At 65.3% G+C, this 25,461-nt stretch carries 29 protein-coding genes and 1 tRNA gene; 14 read left to right on the top strand and 16 right to left on the bottom strand.

Features of this window, described 5'->3' with window-relative positions; translation table 11 throughout:
* Positions 1-11 precede the first annotated feature (11 nt).
* Together AAEP80_RS04125 and AAEP80_RS04120 are read left to right on the top strand one after the other, a co-directional pair.
* The gene (locus AAEP80_RS04125) at positions 12-638 is read left to right on the top strand and encodes a GntR family transcriptional regulator (protein ID WP_420366054.1); all 627 of its coding nucleotides are present in this window, start codon (positions 12-14) and stop codon (positions 636-638) included.
* A gap of 621 nt (positions 639-1,259) precedes the next feature.
* Positions 1,260-1,523 (top strand): hypothetical protein, encoded by a 264-nt coding sequence (locus AAEP80_RS04120; RefSeq protein ID WP_420366053.1) that lies wholly within the window; start codon positions 1,260-1,262, stop codon positions 1,521-1,523.
* Between the two features lie 419 nt (positions 1,524-1,942).
* On the opposite strand, the gene AAEP80_RS04115 is transcribed toward AAEP80_RS04120, so the two are convergent.
* From AAEP80_RS04115 to AAEP80_RS04105, 3 genes are read right to left on the bottom strand one after another with little or no spacing between them, the layout of a single operon-like run.
* Positions 1,943-3,499: a PIN domain-containing protein gene (locus AAEP80_RS04115; RefSeq protein WP_420366052.1), complete on the bottom strand. Its 1,557-nt coding sequence runs from the start codon at positions 3,497-3,499 to the stop codon at positions 1,943-1,945.
* Between the two features lie 16 nt (positions 3,500-3,515).
* Positions 3,516-4,667: a helix-turn-helix domain-containing protein gene (locus AAEP80_RS04110; RefSeq protein ID WP_420366051.1), complete on the bottom strand. Its 1,152-nt coding sequence runs from the start codon at positions 4,665-4,667 to the stop codon at positions 3,516-3,518.
* Positions 4,660-5,421, bottom strand: coding sequence for a hypothetical protein (locus tag AAEP80_RS04105; RefSeq protein WP_420366050.1), 762 nt, complete (start codon positions 5,419-5,421; stop codon positions 4,660-4,662). The genes AAEP80_RS04110 and AAEP80_RS04105 overlap by 8 nt, the downstream gene beginning before the upstream one ends.
* 253 nt (positions 5,422-5,674) lie before the next feature.
* Here AAEP80_RS04105 and AAEP80_RS04100 point away from each other — a divergent pair, with 253 nt between their 5' ends.
* Entirely contained in the window at positions 5,675-5,875 is a 201-nt protein-coding gene (locus tag AAEP80_RS04100; protein WP_420366049.1) for a hypothetical protein, read from the top strand.
* A gap of 294 nt (positions 5,876-6,169) precedes the next feature.
* Positions 6,170-6,418, top strand: coding sequence for a hypothetical protein (locus AAEP80_RS04095; RefSeq protein WP_420366048.1), 249 nt, complete (start codon positions 6,170-6,172; stop codon positions 6,416-6,418).
* Positions 6,419-6,454: 36 nt separating this feature from the next.
* Here the strand turns inward: AAEP80_RS04095 and AAEP80_RS04090 are convergent, their stop codons facing one another.
* From AAEP80_RS04090 to AAEP80_RS04060, 7 genes are all read right to left on the bottom strand, one after another.
* Positions 6,455-7,435 carry a hypothetical protein gene (locus tag AAEP80_RS04090; RefSeq protein ID WP_420366047.1) on the bottom strand — a complete coding sequence of 327 codons (981 nt, stop codon included), beginning with the start codon at positions 7,433-7,435 and terminating at the stop codon, positions 6,455-6,457.
* Between the two features lie 324 nt (positions 7,436-7,759).
* A complete protein-coding gene (locus AAEP80_RS04085; RefSeq protein WP_420366046.1) occupies positions 7,760-8,884 on the bottom strand; it encodes a hypothetical protein in 1,125 nt (374 codons plus the stop codon).
* Complete coding sequence (locus AAEP80_RS04080) at positions 8,881-9,759, bottom strand: hypothetical protein (protein WP_420366045.1); 879 nt, start codon at positions 9,757-9,759, stop codon at positions 8,881-8,883. Before AAEP80_RS04080 ends, AAEP80_RS04085 begins: the two co-directional genes overlap by 4 nt.
* A gap of 296 nt (positions 9,760-10,055) precedes the next feature.
* Positions 10,056-11,066, bottom strand: coding sequence for a DUF4365 domain-containing protein (locus tag AAEP80_RS04075; RefSeq protein ID WP_420366044.1), 1,011 nt, complete (start codon positions 11,064-11,066; stop codon positions 10,056-10,058).
* 76 nt (positions 11,067-11,142) lie between these two features.
* A complete protein-coding gene (locus AAEP80_RS04070) occupies positions 11,143-11,562 on the bottom strand; it encodes a hypothetical protein (RefSeq protein ID WP_420366043.1) in 420 nt (139 codons plus the stop codon).
* Positions 11,563-11,842: 280 nt separating this feature from the next.
* Positions 11,843-11,998: a hypothetical protein gene (locus tag AAEP80_RS04065; protein WP_420366042.1), complete on the bottom strand. Its 156-nt coding sequence runs from the start codon at positions 11,996-11,998 to the stop codon at positions 11,843-11,845.
* Between the two features lie 241 nt (positions 11,999-12,239).
* On the bottom strand, positions 12,240-12,665 hold the full coding sequence (locus tag AAEP80_RS04060) for a hypothetical protein (RefSeq protein WP_420366041.1): 426 nt from the start codon (positions 12,663-12,665) through the stop codon (positions 12,240-12,242).
* A gap of 62 nt (positions 12,666-12,727) precedes the next feature.
* Here AAEP80_RS04060 and AAEP80_RS04055 point away from each other — a divergent pair, with 62 nt between their 5' ends.
* On the top strand, positions 12,728-12,958 hold the full coding sequence (locus AAEP80_RS04055) for a hypothetical protein (protein WP_420366040.1): 231 nt from the start codon (positions 12,728-12,730) through the stop codon (positions 12,956-12,958).
* Positions 12,959-13,111: 153 nt separating this feature from the next.
* Here the strand turns inward: AAEP80_RS04055 and AAEP80_RS04050 are convergent, their stop codons facing one another.
* Entirely contained in the window at positions 13,112-13,969 is an 858-nt protein-coding gene (locus tag AAEP80_RS04050; RefSeq protein WP_420366039.1) for a Kiwa anti-phage protein KwaB-like domain-containing protein, read from the bottom strand.
* 86 nt (positions 13,970-14,055) lie between these two features.
* The gene (locus tag AAEP80_RS04045) at positions 14,056-14,679 is read right to left on the bottom strand and encodes a hypothetical protein (RefSeq protein ID WP_420366038.1); all 624 of its coding nucleotides are present in this window, start codon (positions 14,677-14,679) and stop codon (positions 14,056-14,058) included.
* Positions 14,680-14,875: 196 nt separating this feature from the next.
* Here AAEP80_RS04045 and AAEP80_RS04040 point away from each other — a divergent pair, with 196 nt between their 5' ends.
* The 3 genes from AAEP80_RS04040 to AAEP80_RS04030 all read left to right on the top strand — a co-directional run bounded on the left by AAEP80_RS04040 (position 14,876) and on the right by AAEP80_RS04030 (position 18,823).
* Positions 14,876-15,991 (top strand): hypothetical protein, encoded by a 1,116-nt coding sequence (locus tag AAEP80_RS04040; RefSeq protein ID WP_420366037.1) that lies wholly within the window; start codon positions 14,876-14,878, stop codon positions 15,989-15,991.
* A gap of 226 nt (positions 15,992-16,217) precedes the next feature.
* Entirely contained in the window at positions 16,218-16,880 is a 663-nt protein-coding gene (locus AAEP80_RS04035) for a hypothetical protein (protein WP_420366036.1), read from the top strand.
* Entirely contained in the window at positions 16,877-18,823 is a 1,947-nt protein-coding gene (locus AAEP80_RS04030; RefSeq protein WP_420366035.1) for a hypothetical protein, read from the top strand. Before AAEP80_RS04035 ends, AAEP80_RS04030 begins: the two co-directional genes overlap by 4 nt.
* 288 nt (positions 18,824-19,111) lie before the next feature.
* On the opposite strand, the gene AAEP80_RS04025 is transcribed toward AAEP80_RS04030, so the two are convergent.
* Positions 19,112-19,201, bottom strand: a tRNA-Ser gene (locus tag AAEP80_RS04025).
* A gap of 142 nt (positions 19,202-19,343) precedes the next feature.
* Here AAEP80_RS04025 and AAEP80_RS04020 point away from each other — a divergent pair.
* Both AAEP80_RS04020 and radA read left to right on the top strand, forming a co-directional pair.
* Positions 19,344-20,378, top strand: coding sequence for an SGNH/GDSL hydrolase family protein (locus tag AAEP80_RS04020; protein ID WP_420366034.1), 1,035 nt, complete (start codon positions 19,344-19,346; stop codon positions 20,376-20,378).
* Positions 20,379-20,387: 9 nt separating this feature from the next.
* Positions 20,388-21,749, top strand: a complete 1,362-nt coding sequence (radA, locus tag AAEP80_RS04015) for a DNA repair protein RadA (RefSeq protein ID WP_281266472.1) — start codon at positions 20,388-20,390, stop codon at positions 21,747-21,749.
* Between the two features lie 157 nt (positions 21,750-21,906).
* On the opposite strand, the gene AAEP80_RS04010 is transcribed toward radA, so the two are convergent.
* Complete coding sequence (locus AAEP80_RS04010; protein ID WP_281266471.1) at positions 21,907-22,290, bottom strand: SseB family protein; 384 nt, start codon at positions 22,288-22,290, stop codon at positions 21,907-21,909.
* 282 nt (positions 22,291-22,572) lie between these two features.
* Between AAEP80_RS04010 and AAEP80_RS04005 the strand changes: the two genes are divergently transcribed.
* Both AAEP80_RS04005 and AAEP80_RS04000 read left to right on the top strand, forming a co-directional pair.
* The gene (locus AAEP80_RS04005) at positions 22,573-22,779 is read left to right on the top strand and encodes a cold-shock protein (protein ID WP_056126521.1); all 207 of its coding nucleotides are present in this window, start codon (positions 22,573-22,575) and stop codon (positions 22,777-22,779) included.
* A gap of 116 nt (positions 22,780-22,895) precedes the next feature.
* The gene (locus AAEP80_RS04000; protein ID WP_420366033.1) at positions 22,896-23,324 is read left to right on the top strand and encodes a hypothetical protein; all 429 of its coding nucleotides are present in this window, start codon (positions 22,896-22,898) and stop codon (positions 23,322-23,324) included.
* Between the two features lie 18 nt (positions 23,325-23,342).
* Here the strand turns inward: AAEP80_RS04000 and AAEP80_RS03995 are convergent, their stop codons facing one another.
* Together AAEP80_RS03995 and AAEP80_RS03990 are read right to left on the bottom strand one after the other, a co-directional pair.
* The gene (locus AAEP80_RS03995; RefSeq protein WP_420366032.1) at positions 23,343-24,020 is read right to left on the bottom strand and encodes a hypothetical protein; all 678 of its coding nucleotides are present in this window, start codon (positions 24,018-24,020) and stop codon (positions 23,343-23,345) included.
* 64 nt (positions 24,021-24,084) lie between these two features.
* The gene (locus AAEP80_RS03990) at positions 24,085-24,627 is read right to left on the bottom strand and encodes an amino-acid N-acetyltransferase (protein ID WP_281266468.1); all 543 of its coding nucleotides are present in this window, start codon (positions 24,625-24,627) and stop codon (positions 24,085-24,087) included.
* Positions 24,628-24,701: 74 nt separating this feature from the next.
* Between AAEP80_RS03990 and AAEP80_RS03985 the strand changes: the two genes are divergently transcribed.
* Both AAEP80_RS03985 and AAEP80_RS03980 read left to right on the top strand, forming a co-directional pair.
* Entirely contained in the window at positions 24,702-25,154 is a 453-nt protein-coding gene (locus tag AAEP80_RS03985) for an SRPBCC family protein (protein WP_413600325.1), read from the top strand.
* 68 nt (positions 25,155-25,222) lie between these two features.
* A complete protein-coding gene (locus tag AAEP80_RS03980; protein ID WP_402727705.1) occupies positions 25,223-25,405 on the top strand; it encodes a hypothetical protein in 183 nt (60 codons plus the stop codon).
* Positions 25,406-25,461 lie beyond the last annotated feature (56 nt).

Here is a 25,461-nt window from a genome sequence, read left to right as displayed (position 1 = left end):
CGAGGAGCGCTGTGACACCGGACGAGGTTGCTCGCGAACTGGCACGCGCCATCCGCGAGCGGACGATCCTGCCTGGCACGCAACTCGTCCAGGAGGATCTCGCTCGGCGGTTCGGCGTCAGTCGCAACCCCGTCCGGGAAGCGCTCCGGCTGCTCGAGGGCGAGGGGCTCGTCGAGATGCGCGCCGGGGGCGGCGGCACCGTCCGTTCCCTCACCGCGGAGGACCTTGACGAGGTCTACATGCTCCGCACGGCGCTCGAACCGTCGATCGCCCCGCTGGTCATCGACGGCGCCACGCCCCGCGCCATCGCCGCGCTGTCCGCCCTCGCCGAGGAGATGCGACGCACGGACGACGTCGACACGTGGATGCGCTCGAACTACGACTTCCACCGGCAGATCCACGAGTTGACCGGCCGTCCGCGGACCGTGCGGATCCTGTCCGGCCTGCTCAGTGCTGGCCAGCCGTACTCCTACGAGAACGTCGCCCACCTCGACGGTCGCCGGCAGGCCGAGGACGAGCACGACGCTATGGTCGCCGCAATCCGCGCCGGGGACAGCGAGGTCCTCGGCGCGACGTTGCGGAAGCACGTCTCGAGTGCGCACGCTCGACTGTCGACGACGCGACCGACACCCGGGTAGCGGTTGCCGGCCCGGGACCGGGCGTCGTCATCGCGACGTTCGTCACCGCAGTAGTGGTGGTCTAAGGCGTCGAAGATCCTGACTGATGGCCGCAGCTCCGCACGCTCTCGCAGCGTGGCAGCCAGCGCGCTCTCGCAGGCGAAGGGCGGCAAGAAGTAGCCTCCCGCGTTCGAGCCCCGGTACACCGACCTGTGCCGGGGCTTCTGCGTTGGCAGACGCTTCCTTGAGTCCTGAGGAGTCGTCCGACAGCCGGTCGGCGATCGGCCAGCCAGAGTAGATCAGCCCTCTCGCGAGCCGCCGCGTCGCAGATACCCCGTCCGATTTGATTCTCACTCGGCTGCGCCATACGGACGCTCCGCCACGGGCGAGATCGCCTACCGGCCGACCGTGGATGTTGCCCGGCACTGGTCAGAGCAATCGCACGAGGGCCAGCCTCCGCAGCAGCCAACTGCTCGCCCAACATGCTCAGCCCCATGTCACTTCAAGGGGCACGATCCACGCCGGTGATGGTGCCCCTTATCCGAAACTTCCGGAGCCCCCTCCGGTGCTCGAAGACCGCGCGATCCCTCCAGCACGCTAGATCCCCGCCGGTGAACTGGCTTCGGACAAAACGGAGCCCTCATGCACCACGTCAACCCCCAGCACGCCGTCACCGGGTCCGGCACCGCGAAGCAGCTCGAGACCAAGCCGGCACGCACCGACGCCGAGATCCAGCGCGCGATCACCCGTGCTGACGCAGCCCTCGGTGCCGCTGGCCACCAGGTCACCGACGAGGAGACCCGGGAGCTCGGCCCTCAGGTGGCCGCCGGCACCGTGTCCGGCGACGAGGCAGCGGCGCGCATCATCGTGAGGCTGCGGAACCCACCATCGAGGTTGAACGTCTAACGCCAGTCAAGCCTGCGACTCGAAGTGCGGTTGCTCACACTTGCCGCGAGAAGGTCCGTTACCGCCTGGTTACCGGAGGAGCTGACAGGGTGAAGCGAAAGAGCCCCAGATCCCCGTCGTAACGGGGATCTGGAGCTCTTTGCGTTGGCGGGTCATTTGCAAGTCTCGTTCACCCGCGCAGTGATGCGGATCCACGCCTTCGCCGGAGACCCCAGCACCTGCGTTTCCCCTGAGGCGCCGTTGATTTTCCCCTCTTGACAGGAAGCCCTGGTCAGAGGTGGAGTTCGTCAGACGCAAACTCCCCGGCCCGAGCGACTCGGATCACCACAAGCTGCGGGTCAACCGCCGGAGACACGGTGGTCGCGGCGGGGCCATGAGATGGTCGTAATGTGAGTACCTCGCAGCCCCGAACGTGGCTCTCAGTTGCGCAATTCGTTCGCTTCGGGTGAGCCTTGTTGATCCTGCGCTCCCGTGACTGCTTCCTCGGTGGGAGCCTCCTCGGGGCCGAAGTCTTCCCCACGCGCAAGTCGCCCCGCTGCGTTGGCGACAGCGCCCTGCGCGCAAAGACCGCGGGCAGCCTGCTCAGCCGCAGCCGCCATAGCGCCCTGCGCGCCAAGACCGCGGGCAGCCTGCTCAGCCACAGCCGCCATAGCGCCCTGCGCGCCAAGACCGCGGGCAGCCTGCTCAGCCGCAGCCGCCATAGCGCCCTGCGCGCCAAGACCGCGGGCAGCCTGCTCAGCCACAGCCGCCATAGCGCCCTCAGCCGCAGCAGCCATGTGAGAAGCCCGCATCATGTCGGCCATCCACTCGTTACGGAGCCTGCTCGCTGTGATCTCAGCGATCGGTAGGTGCCCGATGTTCCGGAGAAGGTTGGCGACGCTGTCCCTAGCGAGCGAACTGGTGTCGACGTCGCTCACACGCGTGCCCTTGAGTGCCTCCCAAGCAGCATTGCCCGGGTAGCCGCTCCGGCTTGATGTGCGTCGAGGGGATGGCTCGATCGGTGCACGTTGCACGTCAGCGCGATTGAGCTCCATTCCGTTTGCGTCGCGGACGTACCAGACGGTGATGTCGAAGTCTCCGCGCAGGCTGGGGTCGGCGGGGTCATCGATCCAGTCGACCCAGTCAAGGGTGATGTGTCCGTTGAGTCGAATTCGGACCTGGTAAGCAGTGCCTCTGGTGGTGAGCTCGCGGGCTCGCGCAAAAATCACGGTCGGGCGCTTCGGGTCGGTGATCTCGACCCCATCAGGCTGGTCCGGGTCGAGATCGGGTGCGCGCAATGCGCCGTCGGCGAAGAGCTCCGCGACGATCTCGTCGCGTTCCTCATCGGTGAGCGTGACCGGCTCCTCGGCCTTCGTGTATTTGCTCGGGATTGAGATGTCCGAAAGACCCTTGCCGAGGGTGAAGGTAGCTCCATCGGCGAGCAGTGGCTCGTATTCGGCGACGATGTCCGGGTGCGGGCTGTTGCCGTCCCAATAGGCCTTTTTGTCTCCGGAGAGCAGCACAACGTGCTCCCCCGGGTTCTCCCGTAACAGCTCAAGCACGGTGTACCAGTGGAGCGTGTCGCGGTACCCATTTCCGTCGTCGTCGAATGGCCGTCGGCGGTTAGCCGCACGCCAGCCAAGGTCCTCGTGGGCAGCAACGGGTGCGGGCCGGATGGTGAAGCCGGCCTCCGTGAGGACGCGGTGGGCGTCGTAGGACTGCACCCATCGCTCAATCTGCTCGTTGGCCGCCGTATACGCGGCATCGACGGCGCTGCTGATGCGCGCCGGGATTCGATGGTAGCCCTTCCCCTTCGGGCGGACGGGCTTCGTCTCGGCGCGTTTAGCGCGTACACGGGCGGTGAGCTCATCAGCGACGACGTGCGGAATCACGACAGTGAGGACGTCGTCAGCAATGGCCTGCACTACTTCGTCCCATTGCTGTCCGTCAAGCTCAGGATGACTAAGCAGCAAGTTCGTATCAATGACCAGGATCATTTATTCTCCCCCCGGATTAGAGCAGCGCCGTCAACTTCGGGCGTTCATCACCGCTCCGGAGCAGCTCTCGCACTCGCGCAGGATGCCATGCCAGCTCAGCGGCGATTGAGGCTATGTCAGCTCCTTGGGATTCCGCATACTCATAAGCACGCTTCAACAAGACGGGCATCTCTCCCTCGTAGCGCGCGGTGGGCGACGGCTTGATGAGCCCCGAGGATTTCATCGTCTCTAATCGCTGATATGCACGGCGGGCAGACGCGTCGGAGATGATGTCAAGTTGCCGAGATCTGAAAATCAGCGACTTGATCGCGACGCCCCAAACTTGACTAAGTTTCGCCAAGCGATCCCACTCGACCCGTGGGCCCAGTAGGGTTCGCATCGGCTTCTCCGGCATCAGCAGCTCGCCGGCAAACCGGTCCGCTTCCCGTTCTATCTCGATATCGCCGTGCACTCCATCTTCGTGCAGAACGAAGTGCCCGAGCTCGTGAGCCAGATTGAACCGATGCGTGAAGACGTCATCCACTCGATCCGGAGGCGTTACGACGATCGGGCGGGACAGTTTGCTCGTTGAGAAAGCGCTAATCCGCTTTACCTCGTCATCGCTGGCAAACGATGCGAACACCACCACGACACCATTCGCTTCCGCGGTGCGGGTCAGGTGCGGGAAGGGACCGTCAAGCGAGACACCCCACGCGCTGCGGAGTTTCTCAGCCGCGGAGCGAGCACGGACTCGGTCGCGCGTCAGGCCGGACCAGCTATCGATGTCGAGATTGACCGTCGGAAACTGAATCCAGCGTTCCAGCAGGTGCGTGAGCTCCCAGACCTGCTCGGTGTACGCCAACGCCTTGTTGCGCTGTCCGGCAGTCGTGGAGCGCAGCGACTTGAAGTGCGCGTCCGAAGTGTCTAGGGGCGCAAGCGGACGGCCGGTGGCAAAGAACCTCACCGGCACGTCGAGTGCGGACGCGAGAGCCGTCACGACCTCCGGGCGCGGCGCGATGACGCCCGACTCGTATTGACCTATCGCCGCGGGAGAAACTCCAACGTCGATCGCCAGCGCCTGTTTCGTCTTGGACGACAAGCGCCGCGCCTGACGAAGCCGGGCGGCGTCGAACAGCGCTGCGACGTCGGCGGCATCGGAGGGAGTTACTGAACGAAGTGGGCTAATCATCCGTTCCAGTTTCAGGGCTCCGACGTTCCGTGTCCGCCACATCGTCAGCTTCCGGATTCTCGACCGGCTGTACGCGCGGACGCAGGAACGGCTCCGGCAGCGAGCCAGACGCGAAGGTCGACTCCTGGCCAGAAGGCACTGCACGCGGCACCGCACGTCGGGCACCAAGGTCGAGCTCTTCGAACGCAAGCCAGTCCACGGCGCCGTCATCTAGCAGAACACCCTGCCCGATTCCGACCGCCACGAGACCGGTATCCGCATCAACGTCGTACGGCACGAACAGCACACGCGCCGCCGTGTCCTTCGGGATGATGAATGACGGGTCAAAGAGCTCATCCTCGTCGTACTCGAGGTTCGACAAGTCCAGCGTCTGACCGGGATCCGCGTACCGGTCCAACGCGCTGAGAGCACGACGGACCCGTGTCGGCTTCAGCCGCGCATCGGCGAGACGCCCTGTCGTGCGCTTGACTCGGCACGGACAGATGACCGTGCCGTTGACAACTACCAACTCGTACGGCGCCCCCTTCGGCCGCATCAACCCCGCGTTCGGCAAGGCGCCTAGCGCTAACACGAACTCCTCAAAGACGACCAACCAGGAGGTGTTTCCGTAGGGGTTCAACTGCCGCAGACCACTGGCTTGCTGCGTATTGCGAGCGCGCTCGTGTCCGGCCATCACCGCCTCGGGGATGAGCTGCAGTACATCGGCGGCGGAGGGACCGAACAGGTCGAGCAGCCACTGGGGGGCGTCACGCATCACAGCTCCTGAGTTTGTTAGTCGCGTGCGGCGATCGTACGCCACAAGTTCAGGTCACCGCTAGAGGCAGGCATGGAGACTTCAGTTTTCGGCGAGAGTGTGCACCCTTCGGGTATGCTGTCGTTGTCTCGTCCGAGACAAACGAACAGCGACCCCGCCGGCGGTCGTGCGCAAGCGGGGTCGAAGGTTCTGGCCGAACACGACAATGCTAGCCACGTCCACGGCGAGACGCTCCAACACCAGAGGAGCCAACATGGCCACTCCGAAGAACCACAACAAGCCCTGGACCTCGGCGGATGACTCGCAGTTGCGTCGGGAGGCGAAGGGGAACACGCCCACTCGCGTGATCGGCATCCATATGGACCGGACCGAATCCGCGATCCAGTCCCGAGCCCAGGACCTCGGCATCTCGCTGAAGCCGACGAACCAGAGCCCATACGGCACGAAGAAGTAGTCCCGGCCGGTGCCCCTACGACGTCTCCCGTTCCGGGGTCGGCGTAGGGGCATCACCATGCCTGGCAGCCGCTGAATACGACCGCCACCACCACCACGAGGAACAACCTCGACAGGCTCCCGCCGTTCTAAAGGCGATGAGATGCCGCCACGACGCCGTGGCGGCATCTCCCGGCGCACCGACACGACGTCAAGGAGCAGCCTCATGATTGGGCCCACCTTCAGTCCCGTCGACCGCCGCCGATAGTAGGGGTTACAGCCCCAAAGCGGCTGCCTCGACCCCAGGAGCCATGTCATGACTGTCCGCCTTGCCCGCCTCACCTACGAACGCCACATCGGTATCTGGCGCTTGCGCCTCGACCCCGACGAAACCGGCGCCGGCGACAAGGCCGGCGACCTCATCGGATTCAGCGGCGACATTCACGACCCAGACGACGAACTGAAGGTCACGATGCTGCTGTCCGCGTGGGGCGTCCACCCGGAGCCCGGCGGCTGGCGGGACGGAGGCGGAACGTGGGTCGTACCGGTGGTGGCGGTCGCGTAAGCGCAATCCGGTGCACGCCTGCTGTGTGCCGACGGGTCACCGCTCCGTGCGGTTTCGAAGGAGCTCTTCGACGATTTGGTGGCTCGTGCGAACGGACTGCATCATGAGCACGATCGGCATCGCCGCAGCGTTTTTGGGGTGCGCGGCGACGTTTCGCAGTCGCCGCCCGCTGTTCAGCATCTCGGCATCGAGAGGGCCGTCTGGATGCGTGGCTAGGTAGCGGTTGATGAGCTTGCTGTAGGGCTGCCTTGGGTTCGCGTTGAACACGTGTCGGAGCGTCGTTTCCACTGCCTGCAGGGCTTTCTCTGCACCGAGCGCCGCGAACTCGTACTCCACGGACGACATGACGAGCAGTCGTCGGCTGAGCTGTAGTAACGATGCGACGCCCGCGGGCGCGTGAGGGATTTCCGGCAACTCCGCAACGGCTGTCTCGAGGGCGTCTGGTGTTGCGTAGACGGCCGGCCGCTCCTCGCTCGTGACAACAATCGACTGTCGGCGCGTCCGATCGTCGAGGGCGAACAGATGGGCGCCGGGCGCCGGCATGATGAGCTGCATGACGAGGTCGCTGACGATACGAACGCCGGTGTGCACGTCATCTGGGTCGACTTCACGGTTGTCAAACTCTGCATTTGCGTCGAGGTGAAGTGATGCTTGGAATCGCTCGACCTTGCGCATGAGTTCGTAGAGGCAGACGATGAGGTTTTGCTTTGCCGGAGCGTCTGGGTCGATCAGAGCTTTCGCCAGTTCATGCGCAAGTGAGTTCCGGTACTCCCGGACTTCCGCCATCGTTTCCTGGTCGGAGTCCTCGAGCACATCTTCGTCGATCAACCATGAGATTGACTCCTTCACGCGGTTTTGCCCGCGCCGAAGGAACCGTTGTTGGTATTCGGGCGTGTAAATCGGACCCGATTCGGCCCACCCACGTTCGTGGGAGGATGCAACGATCTCGACGATGCTTGTCGTCACCAGTTCATAAATTGTGAGGAACGCGCCCGCGCGGACGAGCGTGTCCTGCATAGTATTTCGTTGGATATGTGCGTGCAGTCGCTCCTCGTAGCTTCTTGATTGAGTCATGATTTTCGACGTGCCTCACTTGTCTGCGTGCTATCGCGATCAGGCTTCAGGGGTGACGCGCTTGTGCAGCACCCGATCAGTCCGAGGTGACGCCCTCCCCCACTGGCTTGTGTTCCCTCTGGCGCCTCGGCGGGACGTTGACGGGACGTGGCTCTTCCGGCAGTTCAGCTCTGGAACGGAGTCCCCGTCGGCCGACGAGGAGTCGAGCGAAGGCTTCTCGGAACGGGGCGTCCGTCCGCGGGTTTGCCTAAGCAGCAGTTGCCGCCGTCAGTCTGGCGGCGTGTGCAATGCGTCTGCGAAGGATGGCCCGGACGGCGGTGGGGTGAGCATCCACGTCGTCAGGGTTTCACCGAGGGTGTACAGACGCTCCTTCGTCCGCTCGTCTACTTCGTCGCCTGTCAGACCTGTGTACGCACTGATGGCTTCGTCGGGTGAGTCGCCTCGGTGCAGGCGCGAGGCGATGTCTTGCATTCCGAGGTGGATCAGTCCATTCCGCAGTTTGTCGTTCATGAGCACCCAGCGCGTTCGCTCATCGTCGATGAGGTCGGAGACGTTCGCTGGTACGAAGGCTGGCTGCTCACGGCGGAGGTCGTGTAGCGCCAGCAGCCCCTGATACAGAGCGACGAACCGGTGTTTCCGCGCTGCTGTCTCGCACCACGAGCAACCGACCCGAGCACTACTGAGCTCTGCGGAACGAACCACGCTTTGGACAGTAGCGAGCGCGATTGCAAGCGTCGGGGGTAGTGTTCGCGCAAACAAGCGGGAAAGCGCCTCAGCACTCGTTGCATCCCATGCCACAAAATCGAGGCTGGCCGACGGCGAGTGATACGCGACCTCCGAGCCGTTTAGGAGCGCCCCTGCGATATTGCCGGCGCCGACGCTGAGGCGGTACGCGGCAGGCCCTGCCTGATCGAGCGTCGCTGTCTGGTCGGACCGCAAACCCATGAGGAAATGCGCGCTGACGGAGGTCATGTAGGGGCGACCGTCCAGCGTGACGACAGAGAGGTCGTCACGGAGGAAGTCAAACTCCGGCCGGAGCCGGTTGACGGGGAAGTACGCCTGATGGTTTGCGTCGAGTAGCTCCTCGAAGTGACTGACTACTCCGGAGAGGTGCTGCTTGTTGTCAGCGAAGAACTTTCCGCTCATCCGCGCTGCTTTCGCTGTGTCTGCGTCCCAATCAGCCTGTAGGTCGATTCCGAGCGATCGCTTGAAGTGCGTTTGCGCTTCGTATGCAGCCATCACGCCGTACTGCAGTAGCCCGAGTTCCGCGGCGTTCGCGATGCCGTCGAGGCCGATCAGCGAGCAGGACACGTAATGCATGTCGCTGCGCGCGATGGCGAGAGCGATCGTCTCCGCTGGATCGAGCTCAGGCCACACGATGTCGCCGTTCACGCCCTGAGTTCTTCGTAGTCGATCGCGTCCAGTAGCGCCCGCAGCTCCGGTTCATCGTCGAGCGTCAATGGTGTCAGGGTCTTGGCAGCTCCGGCTTGCTTGAGCTGAAGTTCGGTGGCCACGTCGTCGAGGATGCGGAGGGACTCGGTGGTTTCCCACTGCACGCCTTCCAGTCGGTGCCGCGCGAATCGGGCGGCGACGAGCGCTTCCGGTCGCCGGTTTCCGTATGCGTCGCGCTCCGGAGTCGTCGCAGCAACGATGCGGATGGTGCGCAGGCCCGGAGCGACAGCGAATGCCTCCCTGACTGTGACGAGGATGCATCCGGCGACCGCGGTGGCGTGCCATGCCGATGCTTCTTTTTTCGGCAGCGCTTTGATGGTGCGCCGGCCTGTTGGAGTGACGTCGGGTTTCTTTTGCGGCATGCCGGCGAGCGTCGGCACGATGACCACCAAGGATGCTTCGTCGCCGGAGACACCAAGTGGTGCTGCGGCGGCGTCGTTGTCCTCGAAAGCTGCCGCGAGAGCGCCGATGACTGTTACGGGGTCGTTCGCGTTGAGCAGCGACCACTCCTGGTCGTGCTGGCGTTGCCGTTCCAGCTGCTGACGTGCGTTCTGACGTCGTCGGTGTTCCACTTCATGCAGCGCGTCGACGTTGGCCTGCGCAAGCGCAGCTCTCCGCCGGGCCCGAGCAAAGAAGCTGATGCCTTCGAGTTTCTCCTTCTGCTGCCGTTTCAACACGTCAGCCTCGTACACCGGCGCTGGCGGCGGTTCCACGCGTCGCTGCGCCGGCTGGAAGGTCTCCCGATGGAGCCCCGCGATCCGCCGGTACACGTCCTCGAGCTGTTCGGCTGCTTCCGCGCGGCTCGATGCGACCACCGCCCTGGTGACTGCCCCGGATGAGCTCCGCCGTCCGACACCGAGACTGGTCGAATATGTCACTGGGCCGATACCTGAGGAGAAGCCGGTCGCTCCGCCGCCAATATGCACGCGTGCTGCACGCGGGCCGATACTTGTCCGCACTCCTCGGCTTGACACACGTACCCGGACGCCGGGCGCCATCCGCACTGAGAACCCCATGGCGGCAGCTTAAGTTCGTGAGAGGTCGACTGTGCTACCCCAGTTTTGGGATGCCGCTAGTGTCTTGGCTTTGGTCGCGAGTCGATTGCGTGTCCTCATGCGGTACTTCCGGGCACCGCGCGAAGCGTCGCACTGATCCGGTCGATTCGAGTTTGTCGGATTGCTGCTTCGTCAACCCATGACGGGTTGAAGAGCATCTGCACGACACGCTCTTGGATTGCAGGGAACTGGGTCGGTTCTTCGGGCACGGTCAGCTGCGAGTCGAGTGCGATGATCGCGTCTCGAACGGCGCACCCCTTCGTAGTGAGCGGTGCCATCAGCTTCGCGACCATCTGTCGCGACAGCGTGGTTTCTCGCCAGGTGGCGTAGTCGAGCCGCGCGAGGTCGTGGGCGACAAGAAAGTCGACGTAGCGGTCGAGGAACGCAAATTCATGAGCGCCGAAGCCGTACCCCGGCGGATCCCAGGTCGCTGACTTGATGTCAAGAATTTGGTCGGTCACCTCTACCGAGATCCAGATGCTCCGGGCGATGTCTGTCATTCCCTGCGCGAACATGTCGAGGAACGTCAGCCCTTGTGCCTCCACGTCTGGTTGCGCCATGGCGCGCAGGATCGAATCCACGTCGAAGCCTGCCGACGGGAGCGGTCCGGAGGTTGCGAGAGCGGCAAGGACGCCCTCGGGATCGAACGTGTTATGCCGGGAAATCTCAAGCGTGGTGTTCTCGTCGTGTACTCGGAGCGCTTCGCGGGCGTCCGTCCACAGCGTTTCCATGGTCTCCGGGTTGTGGAGAACCAGGATGACGGGAAGCGGGTAGCTCTCCCAGTACTGGCGGTGTTTTGCTTCAGGCGTGAAGCGGAGGGCGTCGGTCGTCGTGTTCGCGAAGCGGGACGCGCCGCTTTTCACCTGGACTGCAACTGTCCGTCCGGTAGCCTCCCCGTCAGGAGTTACGTACTCGATGTGACCGTCGATACCAACGTCTCGGTGCAGCACTTCCCGCCAGATACAGCGCGCCTGATTGACGATGCCGGCGACCGTCAGAACGCCGGCCTGCTCGACAAAATCTGTGTCTTGTACCCGTGGAAGGGACGGTCGTTTTGTTGTACTCATAGCGCGACGGTATGTGATAGCACCGGTTCTCCATACGCGACGCGCACTCTGCGCTGCTACTGCCTGCCGCGTGCGTTTACGATCGGCCTCCCGGTACCCAGTACCAATCGGCGGGTGCGCTGTTGAGATGCGTGAAGCCGTCACGTTCCAAAGCTTCTCCGAGGTCAGCGATCCTGGCAGCGGCAGCGTCGGTCCACGCCGCGCCGGTTGCTTCGCGCAGGACACGGAGAAGTCTTGTCGGCCGGTTGCCGTGCTTCTTCCGCCAGATCGGTTCCGGCTGTTCGGCGTCGTCGGGCACGGCGATCGTCCACCCCCACCCGGCGGGCGCGTCTCGCAGCCACGTGAGGTTCGCTCGTTCGAGCTGCTCGGCGAGTTCAGCGAGCCACAGAGAGGAAGGTCCGGTTGATGCGACGGCGTCGCCGCGCAGATCAGCAACGGACCGCGTCCCAAAACGGGTGCGGTGAGATTCGGTGATTGTGAAGAATCTGTCGGTCATGTTGGTCTCCAGTTTTGAGCGGTTGTGCGCTGCCGGGGTTTGTTGCCATCCCCATGCGCGGAGGACGTGACCGGCTGATTTCACTCGTTCAGGGGCGCTGAGTTGGACGTGAGCAGTCATCGACAGCTCGTAGCGTTGGCGGGTGACTTCTGGTTCGGAACGCGAAATCCTGTCGGCGGCGCAACTTGCCGACGTCCTCTCACACGCGACGGCGGAGCTCCGGACGGTGGGTTTTCCGAGCGGGCCGTTTGGATCGTCGACGCGCATAGAAGAAGCGCATTTACTGCGAGCGATGAGCGACTTGGTTGCGGAACTGGGCGTGCACCTTCGCGCTCGTGAAGTTGTCTCGGAAGAGCAGGTGGAAGCGCTCCTGACGCGGGCGCAGGGTCTCGCCGACGTGCTCGCCGGTCCGGACGTCGCGTGTCGGTGCCGTCATGCTGAGCCGGGCGATCACCGCTCGGACGGATGCAACTGGTCGCACCCGGCGTCCGGCGTCGGGTGCGACTGCGATCAGCGCACGGGAGTTGCTCCGATACCGACACGGGCTTGGCTTGACCGGCCGCAATCGATGCCGGACTTCTTGTGACCGAGCGGCGACCGAGCCCGAGTTCGTGGGGAGTGTCATGATGGTCGATTGGTGGAGTGTTGGTGTCGCAGCAGTCGGCGCGGCGATCGCTCTACTGACTGCGATCGCGCAAGCTCGTACGTATCGAGCTCGTCGTCATCTTCGCGAGTCCACGGAGGCTGCGGCCGTCCTCCGAGACTTGAAGGCTACGTCCCAAAACCATGACGCGGCGCTCGAGCAACGCCTTGCGGTCCTCGTCAGGTACCACGCTGCCGCGTACGCGTGGAAGCGTCACCTGAAATTCATCGATCCGGTGAACGCAGTGTTCGAAGCGGTGTTCGGCATCGGCATCATCGTCGCCGGTGCACGCATAGTCCTCGACCGTCCGACCGTGCACACCGCCGATGTGCTCTTCGGTCGGTACTTCGGTCTGGGGTTCGTCTTCGCTGGCGTGATCTGCACCTGCTACGGCGTTGTTCGGCTGACGCAACTGCGGCGGGAGCGCCGGATCCGGAGCGCAGCTGGGCTCGACGGGCACGACCCTCATCGGCAGTCCAATTGCTGCGAGCAGCCAGCGACCGACGAACCAAGTGGCCGGAGGTGGGGCAGTTCATCGCGGGTATCGAGTTCGCCGTCGCCGTGTGCCGCTGCGTCCTCGCCGTCGCCACCGCACCTATCCAGCACGAAGTCCTCGACGCGGTCGTGCGCTTTGCTGCCGCGATTCCTGCGCTGGGTGCCTTCGCGGCGCTGATCCTTTCACGGGCGGCAGGATGGACCTCGAGCGCCGCGGCCCGGGTGCGGGCGCCGTTGTCCCTGTCATCCTCCCGGTGACGTGGTTCGGAATCTGCGTATCGGCGATCCTCGGTGCTGACGCCGATATCACGCTGATCGGCGACGCTTGCATGTCGATGCGCTCTGCTGGGGAGCGCGTCAAGCCATCAAAGAAAGATGTACGGACCGGTCCGCGGGTCGGGATAGCGGGCCCTAAATACGCCGCTTTGAACCGGCCGCGAAGGTCTCTCCGGAGAAGTCTCCGGAGTAAATGTCTTGGTTGAGCACCCAGAACAGTTCTCGGGCAGTTTCCGCTGTGAAGGAGAGCTTGTCGTCGACGAGCAACGCCTCGTCGTCGAGGCCGTGCTCGCGGATCTTCTCTCGAAGCACGTCGACCGTGAGTGTTTGCAGGTACTCCCGTTTGAGGATGCTGGTCAGCTTCCGCCGGAAGATCGAGTTCCGCTTGACCGTGTCGGTGAGGAAGTCTGCGGAACCGTCGGCGAGTGGAAACGCTGAATTAAGCTGTTGCACCCATTCGTCCGCGCGTGCGAGTACCGCGTCGGAGTCCTTGAAGAGGGCTTCGAACCGCTTCTGGTTGAGCGCGTACACGGCTTCGGCGGTGATGATGACGTCGAAGACGCTGTCGAAGGCGAAGAGCGGCTCTCTGATCTCGCTGACGGCTCCGTCGAGGAACCGAGCGACGAGCGGTTTGGTTCCTAGGGAGAGTGGGCTCGTCTTCCGGACGTACAGCGTCGGAGATTCGGATGGCCCTACCGTGAGCGCGTAGCAGACGAATCGGTGCTTCAGGTCGTCGTTGCTCGCCTCATCCAGGTTCGCTCCCTGGGCGAGCTCGCTAAGAAGTTCCATGTCCCACGCGTCTCCGCGTGTTGCCCGGACGTACGGAGCATCATCTTGCTCGTCGTCCGGATCGTAGTCACGGCCGCCCGGCTCGTTCATGGTTTGCGCCGCCGCGTTTGCGTACTCGACGAACGCGGCATGCACCGCGCCAGCAATTTTGATTCGTCGCGCATGGACGTGCGTTCCGGTGCGCCAGGCGACGACGAGTGTCATCGGCGTTGTGCTAGTGATTTGTTCGACGGCCGGCATGAGCATCCATTCGCAAGATCGGTGCCGCAATCCTAGCCGTCTTCGAGCAGTTACAGGGGATTCTGTTCGACGCGATCGACTCGGACGTCGTCATTCAAGCTTGTGGTCGTAACCTTCTCCCCCGCTCGAATCTTCCGCTTGCTGAGGAGGTAATATTCCGCGCCGGTAGCGTCCGTCACCTGGAAGACAGAGTAACGGAACACAAACAGCAGTGGATTGACCTGGATGACGCCTGTCTTCACAGTGACGACTCCAACTATCCCGAGGAATAGGACGTAGGCGACGACGTCGGTGGTCGTCGGCTGCGAAACGGTGAGGAACGGCAGCAGGTACCCAGCGAGGTAGCTCGATGCTTCCGCACCCGCGTTGCGGACCGACGTGATGGTGGACCCGGCCCTGGCGCTTCGCCGGTCGAGGTTCAAGACGGCTATAAGTGCCGCAACTCCCGCTGCGGCGAGCCCAGCGGTGACGATGCGGATCCATGTGTTCTCAATCCGGAGCGCAAGGATCGCGAAAAGTGGCGCGTACGACGACAGAAACAGCAGGGGTTTCGCGAACATGGTGACCTCGAGTTGGGGAGCATCAGTGTAGATGTGGCCGCCGACAGTGGTGCGGCGCTCGCTCTGATCTATGCGGCGAGGTCGTTCGTGGCAGCCGACGTCTATAACCTTCAAGCTGCCGTCCAGGTGACCTTACTGACGGGGGCGGAACCGGTCGGCTGTTAGCGCATCGGGTGGGCTCAACTGTCCCGCCCCCGCGACGACGCAACACGACCTCTCACCTGTGGTTCGGATCGCCTCGCGCAGAGCGAGGTCGCGTGCGATAGTTCGACGTGGCCCGCACTTGAACGTGGTCGTTGGAGGCGCTGCTGTGAGCTCGGAGATAGACACGGCGTGGCAGGACACTGAGAGCGCCTACGCATCCGTTGATCGGTTGGCGCGTGCGGATGCCAGCGCCGATGAACTTGAAGGTGAGCTGCTCGATCTTTGGAGCAGCCGTTCCGACGGCAGTCTGACTGTCTTCAAGCACGGGACTGCCACCTACCTGTTCGAGCTCGCCTCAGGCAATGTTCCCGACCGAACGCTCGCCTGTGTCGGCGTGCCTCCGCAGACCGTCGACCGCCGAGATGTTTCGTACCAGGGTGGGTTTCCTCTGGCTCAGGCCGGCCGGCCGGTCGATCGTAGCCACCTCATGCCGCACAGCGGCGGCGGCCTGTTCGGGCCCAACATCTTCCGCCAGGACCGCGCAATGAACCGAGGACTCTCCCGTGATGGTCAGCGGTACCGGGACACTGAACGAAAGGCGGTGGAACAGCAGGCGATGTACTTCGCCTCCCTGCGATATGCGGATGCGACGGATCATGCGGCCGTGGTCGAGACCGGAACCATCACCGTCGAGGGCGTCAGCGTGCGGGCGTATCGGAACCGGTTTGACGCGACAGCGTTTGCGTCCTACCCGCCTTCCGCCGAAAACGACGCCGCTGGGCACGCGGTCTTGGAGACGCTCACCGCAGCACAGCTCGGCGACGTGGGCGAGGAAGTAGTTCGCATCCACCTCGAGACGCTCGGAGTTCCCATCGTCGCCGTCGGCGACTCCCACCTCACCCGCAACGAAGGTCGACAGGACCTCGATCTCGTGGTCCTGATCGACGACGAGCTCACCGTTGTTGAGGTGAAGACTCGCTACCTCGCGCGATTGGCCGGCACGCTGACCCGCGCCGGCAACCTGCGCCGTCCGCGGTTGAGCGCACGAGGCGGCACCAGGCAAGGCAGTGCCGACTACAACGCTGACAGGCTTACGTCGATCCTCGACGTTGATGGTCTCGGCCCCACACGTACGTACATCGTCGACCTGCAGGCGGGCCTCCTGCAGTGGTTCCCGGTCAACGCGTCAGGGCGCTTGCAGACACCTCCTGAGCCTCCGTCGTCGTGCGCAGAAGTGCTATCCGAAGCGATCGAGGTCATCCGAACCGCCGGCAGACTCTGACCACCACTGCAGCAACGACGCCGATCGAGCGGAGTCGTTGCTATGCCAGGACGCAACGGCGCTTGTCCGCGAGCGTTGCGTGCAGCCCTGAACCATCCACCATCGCCCGAAATCCTCTCGTCGCGCACGAACCTGCTACCGACCGCACGACTGGGGCGACGCTGCCCACCTCAACTTCGACCAGTGGCACGGGGCTGTCCGCAATCCCGCCGCATACAGACCAGTCGTGAACACCACCAGCGACGACATCATCGCGTCCGACGGACCCAGCTGGCGTGCCGTGCACGAGAGAGCTCGCGTCGAGGCCACATCGAGTGCCGTGAAGCCAAACGGCGCGCCCATGAGCTCCGCCGTGGATGACGCGGCCGAGTCGGACAGCACGATTTACCCGCCTCGTCCGCAAGGTCGACGCCGCCCGCGTGACCAGGACCACGGCAAGTACGCGCGGCGACCCAGGAGAGTCGACACCCACGAACAGGCGCTCACGTCGGACAGCACCGCCGTCCCTGCCGGGACCCTTGCGGTTCCGTTCAGGCGTGGCGAGCAGCCATTGACAGCTGACAGCACTGCGATTCCCGTCGGCACCCCGGCGGCTCCGTTCGAGCGTGCCGCTTCGACGGAGCCGCCGGAAGGCGATGGAGGCCGGCCCGCGCACAAGAAGGGGCGCGAGCTGCGGCGCATCGAAGCTCTCGGAGCCGATTGGATGCCCAAGCGCTCGCGAAAGACGTCTCGGTACGAGGCCCTGCCGCCCGGAATCGCGCAGCGCCCGGCGCGGGCGGAGGAAGCCACCGCGGAGGGCGCCTTCGACGCGAGTGACCTGATGTTCGCCGCCATCCGGGAAGGGCTCCTCGCTGAAGCGCGCCGCTCCGCACGGGGCGGGAAGCGATGACCGGCTTGGCGAACACGTGGGACAACACTGTCGCCACGACGTTCGACGTGCTCCGCACCGTTGGGGAGGGCAGGCTCACCGAGGCTGAGGTCAAGGCGGGTCCCGGCCCGATGACCCCTATCGACGGCGAATTGGCGCAGGCATGGCTTGACCGTGTGATCCAGTCCCAGGTCCTGCCGCCGCTGGGCGTGTGGCGGCGCCGGAACCGTGAACGCGCCGGGAAGCGCAACGGCGGCCCGGCACCGGCCATCAATGACGCGGTCATTCTCACCATCGCGCTCATCCTCGTCATCGAGCATTCGTCGGTGCGCGTGCAGGACATGGCGCGTGCGCTGCAGCACCGGCTCACTCCTGAGGCTCGAGAGGTGCTCGGCGTCGGTCACCTGTACGACAACCCGTTCACCAACTGGTACTTCATCGCGCACCGAGCCATCCATCGCGTCATCGCCACGTTCGACCCGTACATCACCAACGACGGGGCGGAACGGAACCAGTGGAAGGCGCTGTCGTACGAGGACCGCATCGCGTGGAAAGCCGCCGTCGACCAGGAGTTCGTCGCGGAACTGAACGCCCGCGCCGAGTGGTTCATGCACGCGCTTGTGGAGATGTCGCTCCAGCAGCAGGCTCGGAAGTATCGACGGCGGAAGACCGCGATGACCATCGACCAGAGCGGCGTGAAAGCCGGAGCGGTCATGGCCCGATGGAAGCGGGACCCGAAGACCGGCAAGGAGATTCCGCAGAAGAACGCGCTCGACCCGACGACCAACGAGCCGGAGGCCCGCCGCGTCCGGGCGATGGAGGCCGATTGGGTGACGAAGAAGAAGGGTGCGAAGAAGCGCAACGCTGACGAAGAGGAACGTATCTCCCGCTTCAAGTGGGAGCTCGGGTACATGGCGAACATCATCATCGACGTCCTCGAAGACCCCAACGCGGACAAGAAGCTCTACGCACCGCAACTCATCCGGGCCATCAGTCTCGGCACCCCGAACAAGCGCATCGGCGGTCACGCCATCTCGCTCCTCGACTCGTTGCAAGCACGCGGATATGAGCTCACACGGTTGAGCTTCGACCGCGGCTACTCGCAACTCAAAGACGAGTTCCATGAGCAGCTCGTCCAGCGTGGCATCCCCGTGGTGAAGGACTACGTCGACCGGCAGAAGGGCATCACCAACGGCGCCATCGGCAACTCCATCATGGTTGAAGGCCGCTACTACTGCCCGTCGACTCCCATCGACCTGCTCGAGTCGACGAAGAACTGGGAGCAGGGCAAGCTCACCAACGAGGAGTACTGGGCCAAGCGGAAGAAGCTCGAGAAGTACGAACTCATCCTCCACGAGCAGAAGACCAACGGCACGCTCCGCCTCAGCTGCCCTGCGTCGGGGCCGTCGCCGACAGCGTCGTGCCCGCTCCGCGAGCTGATGAAGGGTGCAGTGCCCGACGAGGAAGCCGACCGCGTTCACATCTACGAGGAGAACATCACCGACAGGCAGAAGGACTACAAGGTCTGCTGCCAGAAGTCGGTATCCGTGAAGCCGACGACGCACGTGCAGCAGCGGCAGAAGCTCCGCTACGGCAGCAAGGAATGGTTCGACACGTACCGAGCCGACCGAAACAGCAGCGAGTCCTCCAACGACCTGCTGCAGAAGGACCACAACCTCGAGAACACGATGGCCCGACCCATGCACGGCCTCGCTGCGCAGCAGTTCGCGCTCGCTCTCTTCGCCGTCGCATCGAACATGCGACGCATCATCCAGTACGAACACGACGTCTACGAACTGGAACGACGAGCCGCAGCAGGCCGCGCACCGCAGCCGCGAAAGCAGCCCGGCGAGTACCTCGAGCGCGCCCGCGACCGCAACCGCGAAACCCGGTATATGCGGAACCCGCCACCTCGGAAACTGGTGCCGTGGGAACCGTTAGAGCTACCACCCGTGCCCGCGTAGCGGGCTGACCCGCACCGGCAACGCCGGCAGAACCAAACAAGACACCCACACACCCCGACGCTCCGTCACGCCCGAAAACAGGGTGGAAGCAGCCGGGGTGCTTCGGGCGCCCGAAAACGAACTGGCGACGGCGCACCGAGCGCACAAGCAGCCGCAGATCCGTCCGGGAGCGCCGAAGCCGGGCACCGAACAGTCTCCAAGAAACAGAAGAGCCCCCGGCCGAAGCCGGGGGCTCTTCTGTTAGGTCAGACTTGCAAACGCTGGAGACCAGACTTGCAATCAACCCGTTGGCGGTACCGGTGGGATTTGAACCCACGGTGGAGTTGCCCCCACACATGTTTTCGAGACATGATCCTTCGGCCGCTCGGACACGGTACCGGGGAAGAGTTTACACGATCCGGGAGGCCCCTCGCGACACCGCGGGCCGGCCCACTCTCCACAGGTGGTCACGTCCAGGGCACTTCCCACAACCACAGATCCACTCTGATCCGTCATGGCCAGCGGGCGTACCGTCAGCGGCATGAAGTCTCGCACACTCATCGCACTGATCTCCTCGATCGCCGGCGGCCTCGCGGTCGCCGGCGGCGCGGCATTCGGCGCCCGGGCCGGCGTCAAGGGACAGCGCGCGGCAGCCCAACGCGTGGTCGAGATGCTCCCCACACACGCGGACTGGTGGCGCGAACGGCTCCACCACGAAGGGCAGATCACGTACCTGGCGATCGGCGACTCCGCGGCGCAGGGCGTCGGTGCGACGGTCCCGTCCCGTGGCTACGTCGGCCTCCTCGCCCGACGGATCAAGCACCGGTCGCGCAGCACGGTCCGCGTGGTGAACCTGAGCATCTCGGGCGCGACGACGTGGGGAGCGAAGAAGGACCAACTCCCGAAGCTCCGGAACTTCACACCCGACGTCTGCACGGTGTCGATCGGCGCGAACGACATCGCCGACTTCAACCCCGATAAGTTCGAGCGGAACCTCCGCGAGATCTACGCCGCGGTGCCGTCGCACGCGATCGTGGCGGAGCTGCCGTGCATGTTCGTTCCCGACCGTGAGCGCAAGGTCGCCGTGGCGAACGAGATCGTGCACCGGGTCGCGGACGAGCTCGGGCTGACGGTGGCGCCGCTGCACGCGATCACGAAGCGGGTCGGGCTCCGCCGGACCTTCTTCAACACGTACGGGGACCTGTTCCACCCGAACGACCGCGGGTACGAGATCTGGGCGAGCGCGTTCGAGCCGGCGATCGATGCCAGGGTCGACACCGTCGCGGCGATCCGGCACTACTTGTCGGTGCGGGAAGCCGAGGACCTGGGGCGAGAAGCCGGCGCGGTCGCGAACGCGCGCGCGGAGCAGGACACCGGCGGGGCGGACGATCTCGACCACGCGCACCGGCCGGGCCGCATCGACCGCCTCCGGCAGCGCATGACCGGGTCCGTCCCGTTGCCCGGCGAGTACGCCGGCGGCGCGCACGACGAGCGCGGCGACAACAACGGGCCAGACGCGCCGGACGCCTCGGACGCACCGGACCTCCGCCCGGGGGATGTCGGCGGCGCGGCCTAACCTCGTTCCATGGCCCGCCCCCAGTCTTCCTACCGCTGCTCCGAGTGCGGCTGGACCACCATCAAGTGGGTCGGGCGCTGCGGCGAATGCCAGTCGTGGGGCACCGTCGAGGACACCACCGCCACGACGGCCAGCGTCCGCGGCACGAGCGCGGTCGCCGTGACGGGCACCCGTGTCGCGCAGCCCATCACACAGGCTCGGGTCGGCGCAGTGCCACGCTGGCGGTCCGGCATCGGCGAGTTCGACCGTGTCCTCGGCGGCGGGATCGTCCCCGGTGCCGCGGTCCTGCTGAGCGGCGAGCCTGGCGTGGGGAAGTCGACGCTCTTGCTCGAGGTTGCTTCGCGCGCTGCCGCGTCCGGCAAGCGGGTGCTCTACGTCAGCGCTGAAGAGTCCGTCGACCAGGTCCGGCTCCGTGCCGAGCGCACCGGGGCGATGCACGACGACCTGTACCTCGCGAGTGAAGTCGACCTCGGCGTCATCCTCGGGCAGATCGACCAGGTCCAGCCAGACCTGCTCATCGCCGACTCCGTGCAGACGATCTCCTCCGCCACGGTCGACGGCATCGCGGGTGGCACGTCCCAAGTGCGAGAGGTCGCATCGACCCTCATCCGCGAAGCCAAGCAGCGCAACCTGCCCGTGCTGATCGTCGGCCACGTGACGAAGGACGGCTCGATCGCCGGTCCGCGGTTGCTCGAACACCTCGTCGACGTCGTCTGCCACTTCGAGGGCGACCGTCAGACCGCGCTCCGGTTCGTCCGTGCACTGAAGAACCGCTTCGGCCCGACCGATGAGGTCGGTTGCTTCGACATGGCGGGCGACGGCATCCACGAGGTCCCCGATCCCAGCGGACTGTTCATGTCCCGCAACGGCGCCCCCGTCTCCGGCACGTGCATCACCGTCGCGATGGAAGGCCGCCGCGCCCTCCCGGTCGAGGTCCAGGCGCTGGTCGTACCGAGTTCCGCTCCGCAGCCCAGGCGCGTCGTGAACGGCGTCGACTCCTCACGCGTGGCGATGCTGCTCGCGGTGCTCGAACGCCGTGCGGGCATCAAGCTCTCCGATGCCGACGTCTACGTCTCCACCGTCGGTGGGATGAAGCTCACCGAGCCCGGCGCCGACCTGGCGATCGTCCTCGCCCTGGCCAGTGCCGCTCGTGATCGTCCGTACCCGCACACGCTCGCGGCCATCGGCGAGATCAGCCTCGCTGGCGAGATCCGACCGGCGACCGGAGCCAAGCAGCGCGCGAACGAAGCGAAGCGTCTCGGCTTCACGACCGTCCTCGGCGCGGACGCAGAGCACCTGCGCGAAGCCCTGCGCGTCGCGTTCTCCCTGACGAAGTCGGTGCGCGAACGCGAGCTCGACGCAGCGTTCTGAACCACGGCCTTGGAGCGTCACCGCGCTGACCGGACCAGCGCACCCGGGGTGAGCCGAGCCTCCTGTGTGGAGTAGGCGCAACGCGTCTTCAGCACCCGGCCCCGCGGGGCTGTCCACTGAGCGCACTCGGTCCGGAGCAAGGACGGCCAGCGGACGGTCAGGCGCGAAGGGCATCCAACAGATCAGCGGGGTCAGCCTGCATGGTGTTCGGGCCGGCGATGTCGAAGAAGACGCCCTCGAGCGAGTCGAGGTGCGCGGCGAGGAACTCCTCCAGCCGAGCCGCGTCGTAGACCATGACCTGCCGGATCTTCTCGTCCGGCACCATCGCCGTGTACGCGTCGGCCGACGAGAACAGCAGCAGGATGCGCTTCTCCGACCCCTCACGCCCGAAGACGCGGACCTGCATGTCCTTCTTGCCCGTGACGAGCCGGGGCACGATCACGATGTCGTTCCGCAGCGCGAACGCCACCGCCGCCACGTCCTGCTTCGCGAGGGCTTCCTCGAGCTGTTCGCTCCGGAAGCGCTGTTCCTTGTCTGCCATCACCATCAAGTTCATCAGATTTCGCCCCGAGGAGGCGAACTGTCTGGTCGTGGGGCCAAAGACCCTGTAGGTTGAGGGAACCGCTTCTGCGGCGCCCAACGTCCGGGCGGGGTGGTGACACTCCCTCGACCGGACTGCACAGGGTCACTGGCTCAGGCCTGACCCCGAACCCGTCCCGCCGGCACCTGCCCGCGTGGCGCATCATCCTCGTCGACATACGACGAGGCTCCGTCTGCGTGTCATACCGCGATGGAAAGCAAGAACAGTTAAGGAAACGCCATCATGGCAACTGGAACCGTCAAGTGGTTTAACAACGAAAAGGGCTTCGGGTTCATCGCCCCGGACGACAACAGCGCGGACGTCTTCGCGCACTTCTCGGCGATCTCGGGCAGCGGCTACCGCGGTCTCGAAGAGAACCAGAAGGTGGAGTTCGAGATCACTGAGGGCCGCAAGGGCCCGCAGGCGGAGAACATCACCGTCATCGGCTGAACCCCAGGGGAACGCTGACCGTCATCCGGTCGGCTGACCCCGAACACGACCGCGGTCGGACTCGATCGAACCTTCGTCATGACGAAGTTCGATCGGCCGGCCGCGATTGTGTTTGTATGACGAAAACCCGGACAACAGCAGCCCTCTCCGCCGCCGCCCTCGTCGCGATCGCCATGACGGGGTGTGCGCAGATCCAGCGGCAGGTCGGCGATGCATGGTCCGTCACGTACGAGGTCACCGTCGACTCTCCGGACGCGACCCCGCTCCACGACGTCAGCTACGTGGGCGCCGAGCGCCGTGGGGATGCCCCCGAGACCCACACCGCCGGGTCGACGACGACCAAGGCGACCGAGGGCGAGAACACCAGCTGGACGCACGACTCGATCGTGCTCGCTGAGGACGACGCATCCGTGCGGGCCACTCCCCCGGCCGACCGGACGGCGAGCTGCCGGATCCTGCTCGACGGCAAGAAGGTCATCGCCGAGGCGCACGGCGGCGTCGGTCAGATCGTGCGCTGCAAGGCGACGACCCCGAAGTTCGACTGACGCCCGGGCCGGTCCGCCTCAGTTCAGGATGAACTGCGCCGAGTCCTTCGCCGTGATGTTCCCCACCGCGACCTGCAGGTGGTAGCTCGCTCCCCCACCGGTCACCGACGGGCGAGAGGCATCACACGTCGAGGTCGACGACCGGGTCCGGTCCCACGCGATCGCCGGCGTGGTGAGGGTCTGCCCGGCCTTGATCGTGACGTCCTGGTTCGTCCCACCGGTCTGGCAGTCCTTCGACGACCAGTACTGCTCCTCGCCGGAGCTGATCGTGAGGACCTGCTGCGACGACCCGAGGTCCATGTGGCAGGAGTTCGAACCGGTGTTCTCGATCGACATCGCGATCTTGGGGTCCTCGGTGGGCCCGTACGCGCTCTTGTCGAGGACGGGCTTGAGCGTGATCTGGTCCTTCGAGCACGTCGACCCGTCGGCGGCGGAAGCAGGCGCCGAAGCGGACGCGGACGCTGACGGCGACGACGCACTGGCAGACGACGAAGACGACGAAGACGACGACGACGCGGCAGGAGACGAAGACGGCGACGCCGACGGGGCAGCGGCGGACGACGCCCCGTTCCCGCGCCCCACGACGATGAGCACGATGACGACCACGATGAGCAGGATCACTCCGGCCACGGTCGCACGGCGGCGCCAGTAGACGCCCGGCTTCTGCGGGCCGACGGGGTGACGGAACGAGGACATGCGCACAGGGTAGACAACGCCTGGCACGGCACGACGGAACCCCGCCGAGGAGGACCCGAAAGGGTCAGAGGATCTTCAGCATGCGGGTGTTGCCGAGGGTGTTCGGCTTGACCCTGGCGAGGTCGAGGAACTCCGCCACGCCCTCGTCCGACGACCGCACGAGTTCGGCGTAGACATCCGGGGACACGACGCTCTCGCCGATCTCGAGGTACCCGTGCTTCGTGAAGAAGTCGACCTCGAACGTCAGGCAGAAGATCCGCGCGACACCGAGCTCGCGGGCGTCGTGCTCGAGTGCTTCGAGCATCCGGTGTCCGACGCGCTTGTGGATCCAGTCCGCGTCGAGGGCGAGCGTGCGCACCTCGGCGATGTCGTCCCAGAACACCGCGAGCGCTCCGCAGCCGATCGGCACACCGTCGGGACCCTCGGCGATCCGGAACTGCTGGATCGAGCCGTAGAGCGCGACGTTCTCCTTGCCGAGCAGGATGCGCCGGTCGACGTAGGGGGCGATGAGGCGCTGGATGTGCGGCACGTCCGACGCCAGCGCCGGTCGCACGAGGATGCCGTGGTCGTCCCGTTCGTGGAACGCGTGCTTCCCGTGCTCAGTCATCTCCCCAACCATAGTGCTCACGGGGTACGGGCTCCCTGGGCCGTGCACATGCGCCGCCGCCTACCGTCCAGGACATGCCCCAGATCATCGAGACCATCGACGTCAACGTCCCCGTCAGCGCTGCCTACGGGCAGTGGACCCGCTTCGAGGAGTTCCCCGAGTTCCTCAGCGAGGTGGAGAAGATCGTCCAGGTCGACGACACCACCACCGACTGGACCGTGAAGGTCGCGGGCCAGGAGCGCGAGTTCCGCGCGAAGATCACCGAGCAGCACCCCGACGAGCGGGTCGCCTGGGCGGTCAAGGACGGCGAGACCGACCACGCCGGCGTCGTCACGTTCCACAAGCTGTCCGACACCGAGACGCGCGTGACCGCGCAGATCGACTGGCAGCCCTCCGGCTTCCTGGAGAAGCTCGGCTCCGCGGTCGGCGTCGGCGGTCACGCCGTCAAGAAAGACCTCGAGAACTACAAGGAGCGCGTCGAGTCCGCGCCGACCGACGCCGGATGGCGCGGTGACGTCCAGGCCTGAGCCTGACCACGATCGACGGAGCCCCCGTGCTGGGAACGGCACGGGGGCTCCGGCGTACCGTCCGGCTCATGGACAAGGAAACCAACCCGGAACAGCACGAGGGCAACGGCTCCCTCGCGGACCTCAACGACGAGTCCATCGGGCGCCCCTTCGACCAGACCAACGGTCTGGCCGACGGGCTGGCCGGTGACTCCGACGGCACCGCCGACAGCGACGTCGCAAGCGACGCCGAACGAGGCGACCAGCTCTGACCCACCCGACACAGGACAGACGGGAGGCCCGGTGCCAGCTGGCACCGGGCCTCCCG

It is taken from the genome of Curtobacterium sp. L3-7, from assembly GCF_048756585.1.
Classification (GTDB): Bacteria; Actinomycetota; Actinomycetes; order Actinomycetales; family Microbacteriaceae; genus Curtobacterium.
The sequence above is the reverse complement of the archived record's forward strand: the minus strand, read 5'-3'. Positions and strand labels throughout refer to the sequence as shown.

Bases quoted from the DNA above. Each gene is read 5' to 3' on its own strand.
- AAEP80_RS04120 (WP_420366053.1), top strand. From the start codon at position 1,260: ATGCACCACGTCAACCCCCAGCACGCCGTCACCGGGTCCGGCACCGCG.
- AAEP80_RS04115 (WP_420366052.1), bottom strand. From the start codon at position 3,499: ATGATCCTGGTCATTGATACGAACTTGCTGCTTAGTCATCCTGAGCTT.
- AAEP80_RS04110 (WP_420366051.1), bottom strand. From the start codon at position 4,667: ATGATTAGCCCACTTCGTTCAGTAACTCCCTCCGATGCCGCCGACGTC.
- AAEP80_RS04105 (WP_420366050.1), bottom strand. From the start codon at position 5,421: ATGCGTGACGCCCCCCAGTGGCTGCTCGACCTGTTCGGTCCCTCCGCC.
- AAEP80_RS04100 (WP_420366049.1), top strand. From the start codon at position 5,675: ATGGCCACTCCGAAGAACCACAACAAGCCCTGGACCTCGGCGGATGAC.
- AAEP80_RS04095 (WP_420366048.1), top strand. From the start codon at position 6,170: ATGACTGTCCGCCTTGCCCGCCTCACCTACGAACGCCACATCGGTATC.
- AAEP80_RS04090 (WP_420366047.1), bottom strand. From the start codon at position 7,435: ATGCAGGACACGCTCGTCCGCGCGGGCGCGTTCCTCACAATTTATGAA.
- AAEP80_RS04075 (WP_420366044.1), bottom strand. From the start codon at position 11,066: ATGAGTACAACAAAACGACCGTCCCTTCCACGGGTACAAGACACAGAT.
- AAEP80_RS04070 (WP_420366043.1), bottom strand. From the start codon at position 11,562: ATGACCGACAGATTCTTCACAATCACCGAATCTCACCGCACCCGTTTT.
- AAEP80_RS04065 (WP_420366042.1), bottom strand. From the start codon at position 11,998: ATGACGGCACCGACACGCGACGTCCGGACCGGCGAGCACGTCGGCGAG.
- AAEP80_RS04050 (WP_420366039.1), bottom strand. From the start codon at position 13,969: ATGACACTCGTCGTCGCCTGGCGCACCGGAACGCACGTCCATGCGCGA.
- AAEP80_RS04030 (WP_420366035.1), top strand. From the start codon at position 16,877: ATGACCGGCTTGGCGAACACGTGGGACAACACTGTCGCCACGACGTTC.
- AAEP80_RS04020 (WP_420366034.1), top strand. From the start codon at position 19,344: ATGAAGTCTCGCACACTCATCGCACTGATCTCCTCGATCGCCGGCGGC.
- radA (WP_281266472.1), top strand. From the start codon at position 20,388: ATGGCCCGCCCCCAGTCTTCCTACCGCTGCTCCGAGTGCGGCTGGACC.
- AAEP80_RS04010 (WP_281266471.1), bottom strand. From the start codon at position 22,290: ATGGCAGACAAGGAACAGCGCTTCCGGAGCGAACAGCTCGAGGAAGCC.
- AAEP80_RS04005 (WP_056126521.1), top strand. From the start codon at position 22,573: ATGGCAACTGGAACCGTCAAGTGGTTTAACAACGAAAAGGGCTTCGGG.
- AAEP80_RS04000 (WP_420366033.1), top strand. From the start codon at position 22,896: ATGACGAAAACCCGGACAACAGCAGCCCTCTCCGCCGCCGCCCTCGTC.
- AAEP80_RS03995 (WP_420366032.1), bottom strand. From the start codon at position 24,020: ATGTCCTCGTTCCGTCACCCCGTCGGCCCGCAGAAGCCGGGCGTCTAC.
- AAEP80_RS03990 (WP_281266468.1), bottom strand. From the start codon at position 24,627: ATGACTGAGCACGGGAAGCACGCGTTCCACGAACGGGACGACCACGGC.
- AAEP80_RS03985 (WP_413600325.1), top strand. From the start codon at position 24,702: ATGCCCCAGATCATCGAGACCATCGACGTCAACGTCCCCGTCAGCGCT.
- AAEP80_RS03980 (WP_402727705.1), top strand. From the start codon at position 25,223: ATGGACAAGGAAACCAACCCGGAACAGCACGAGGGCAACGGCTCCCTC.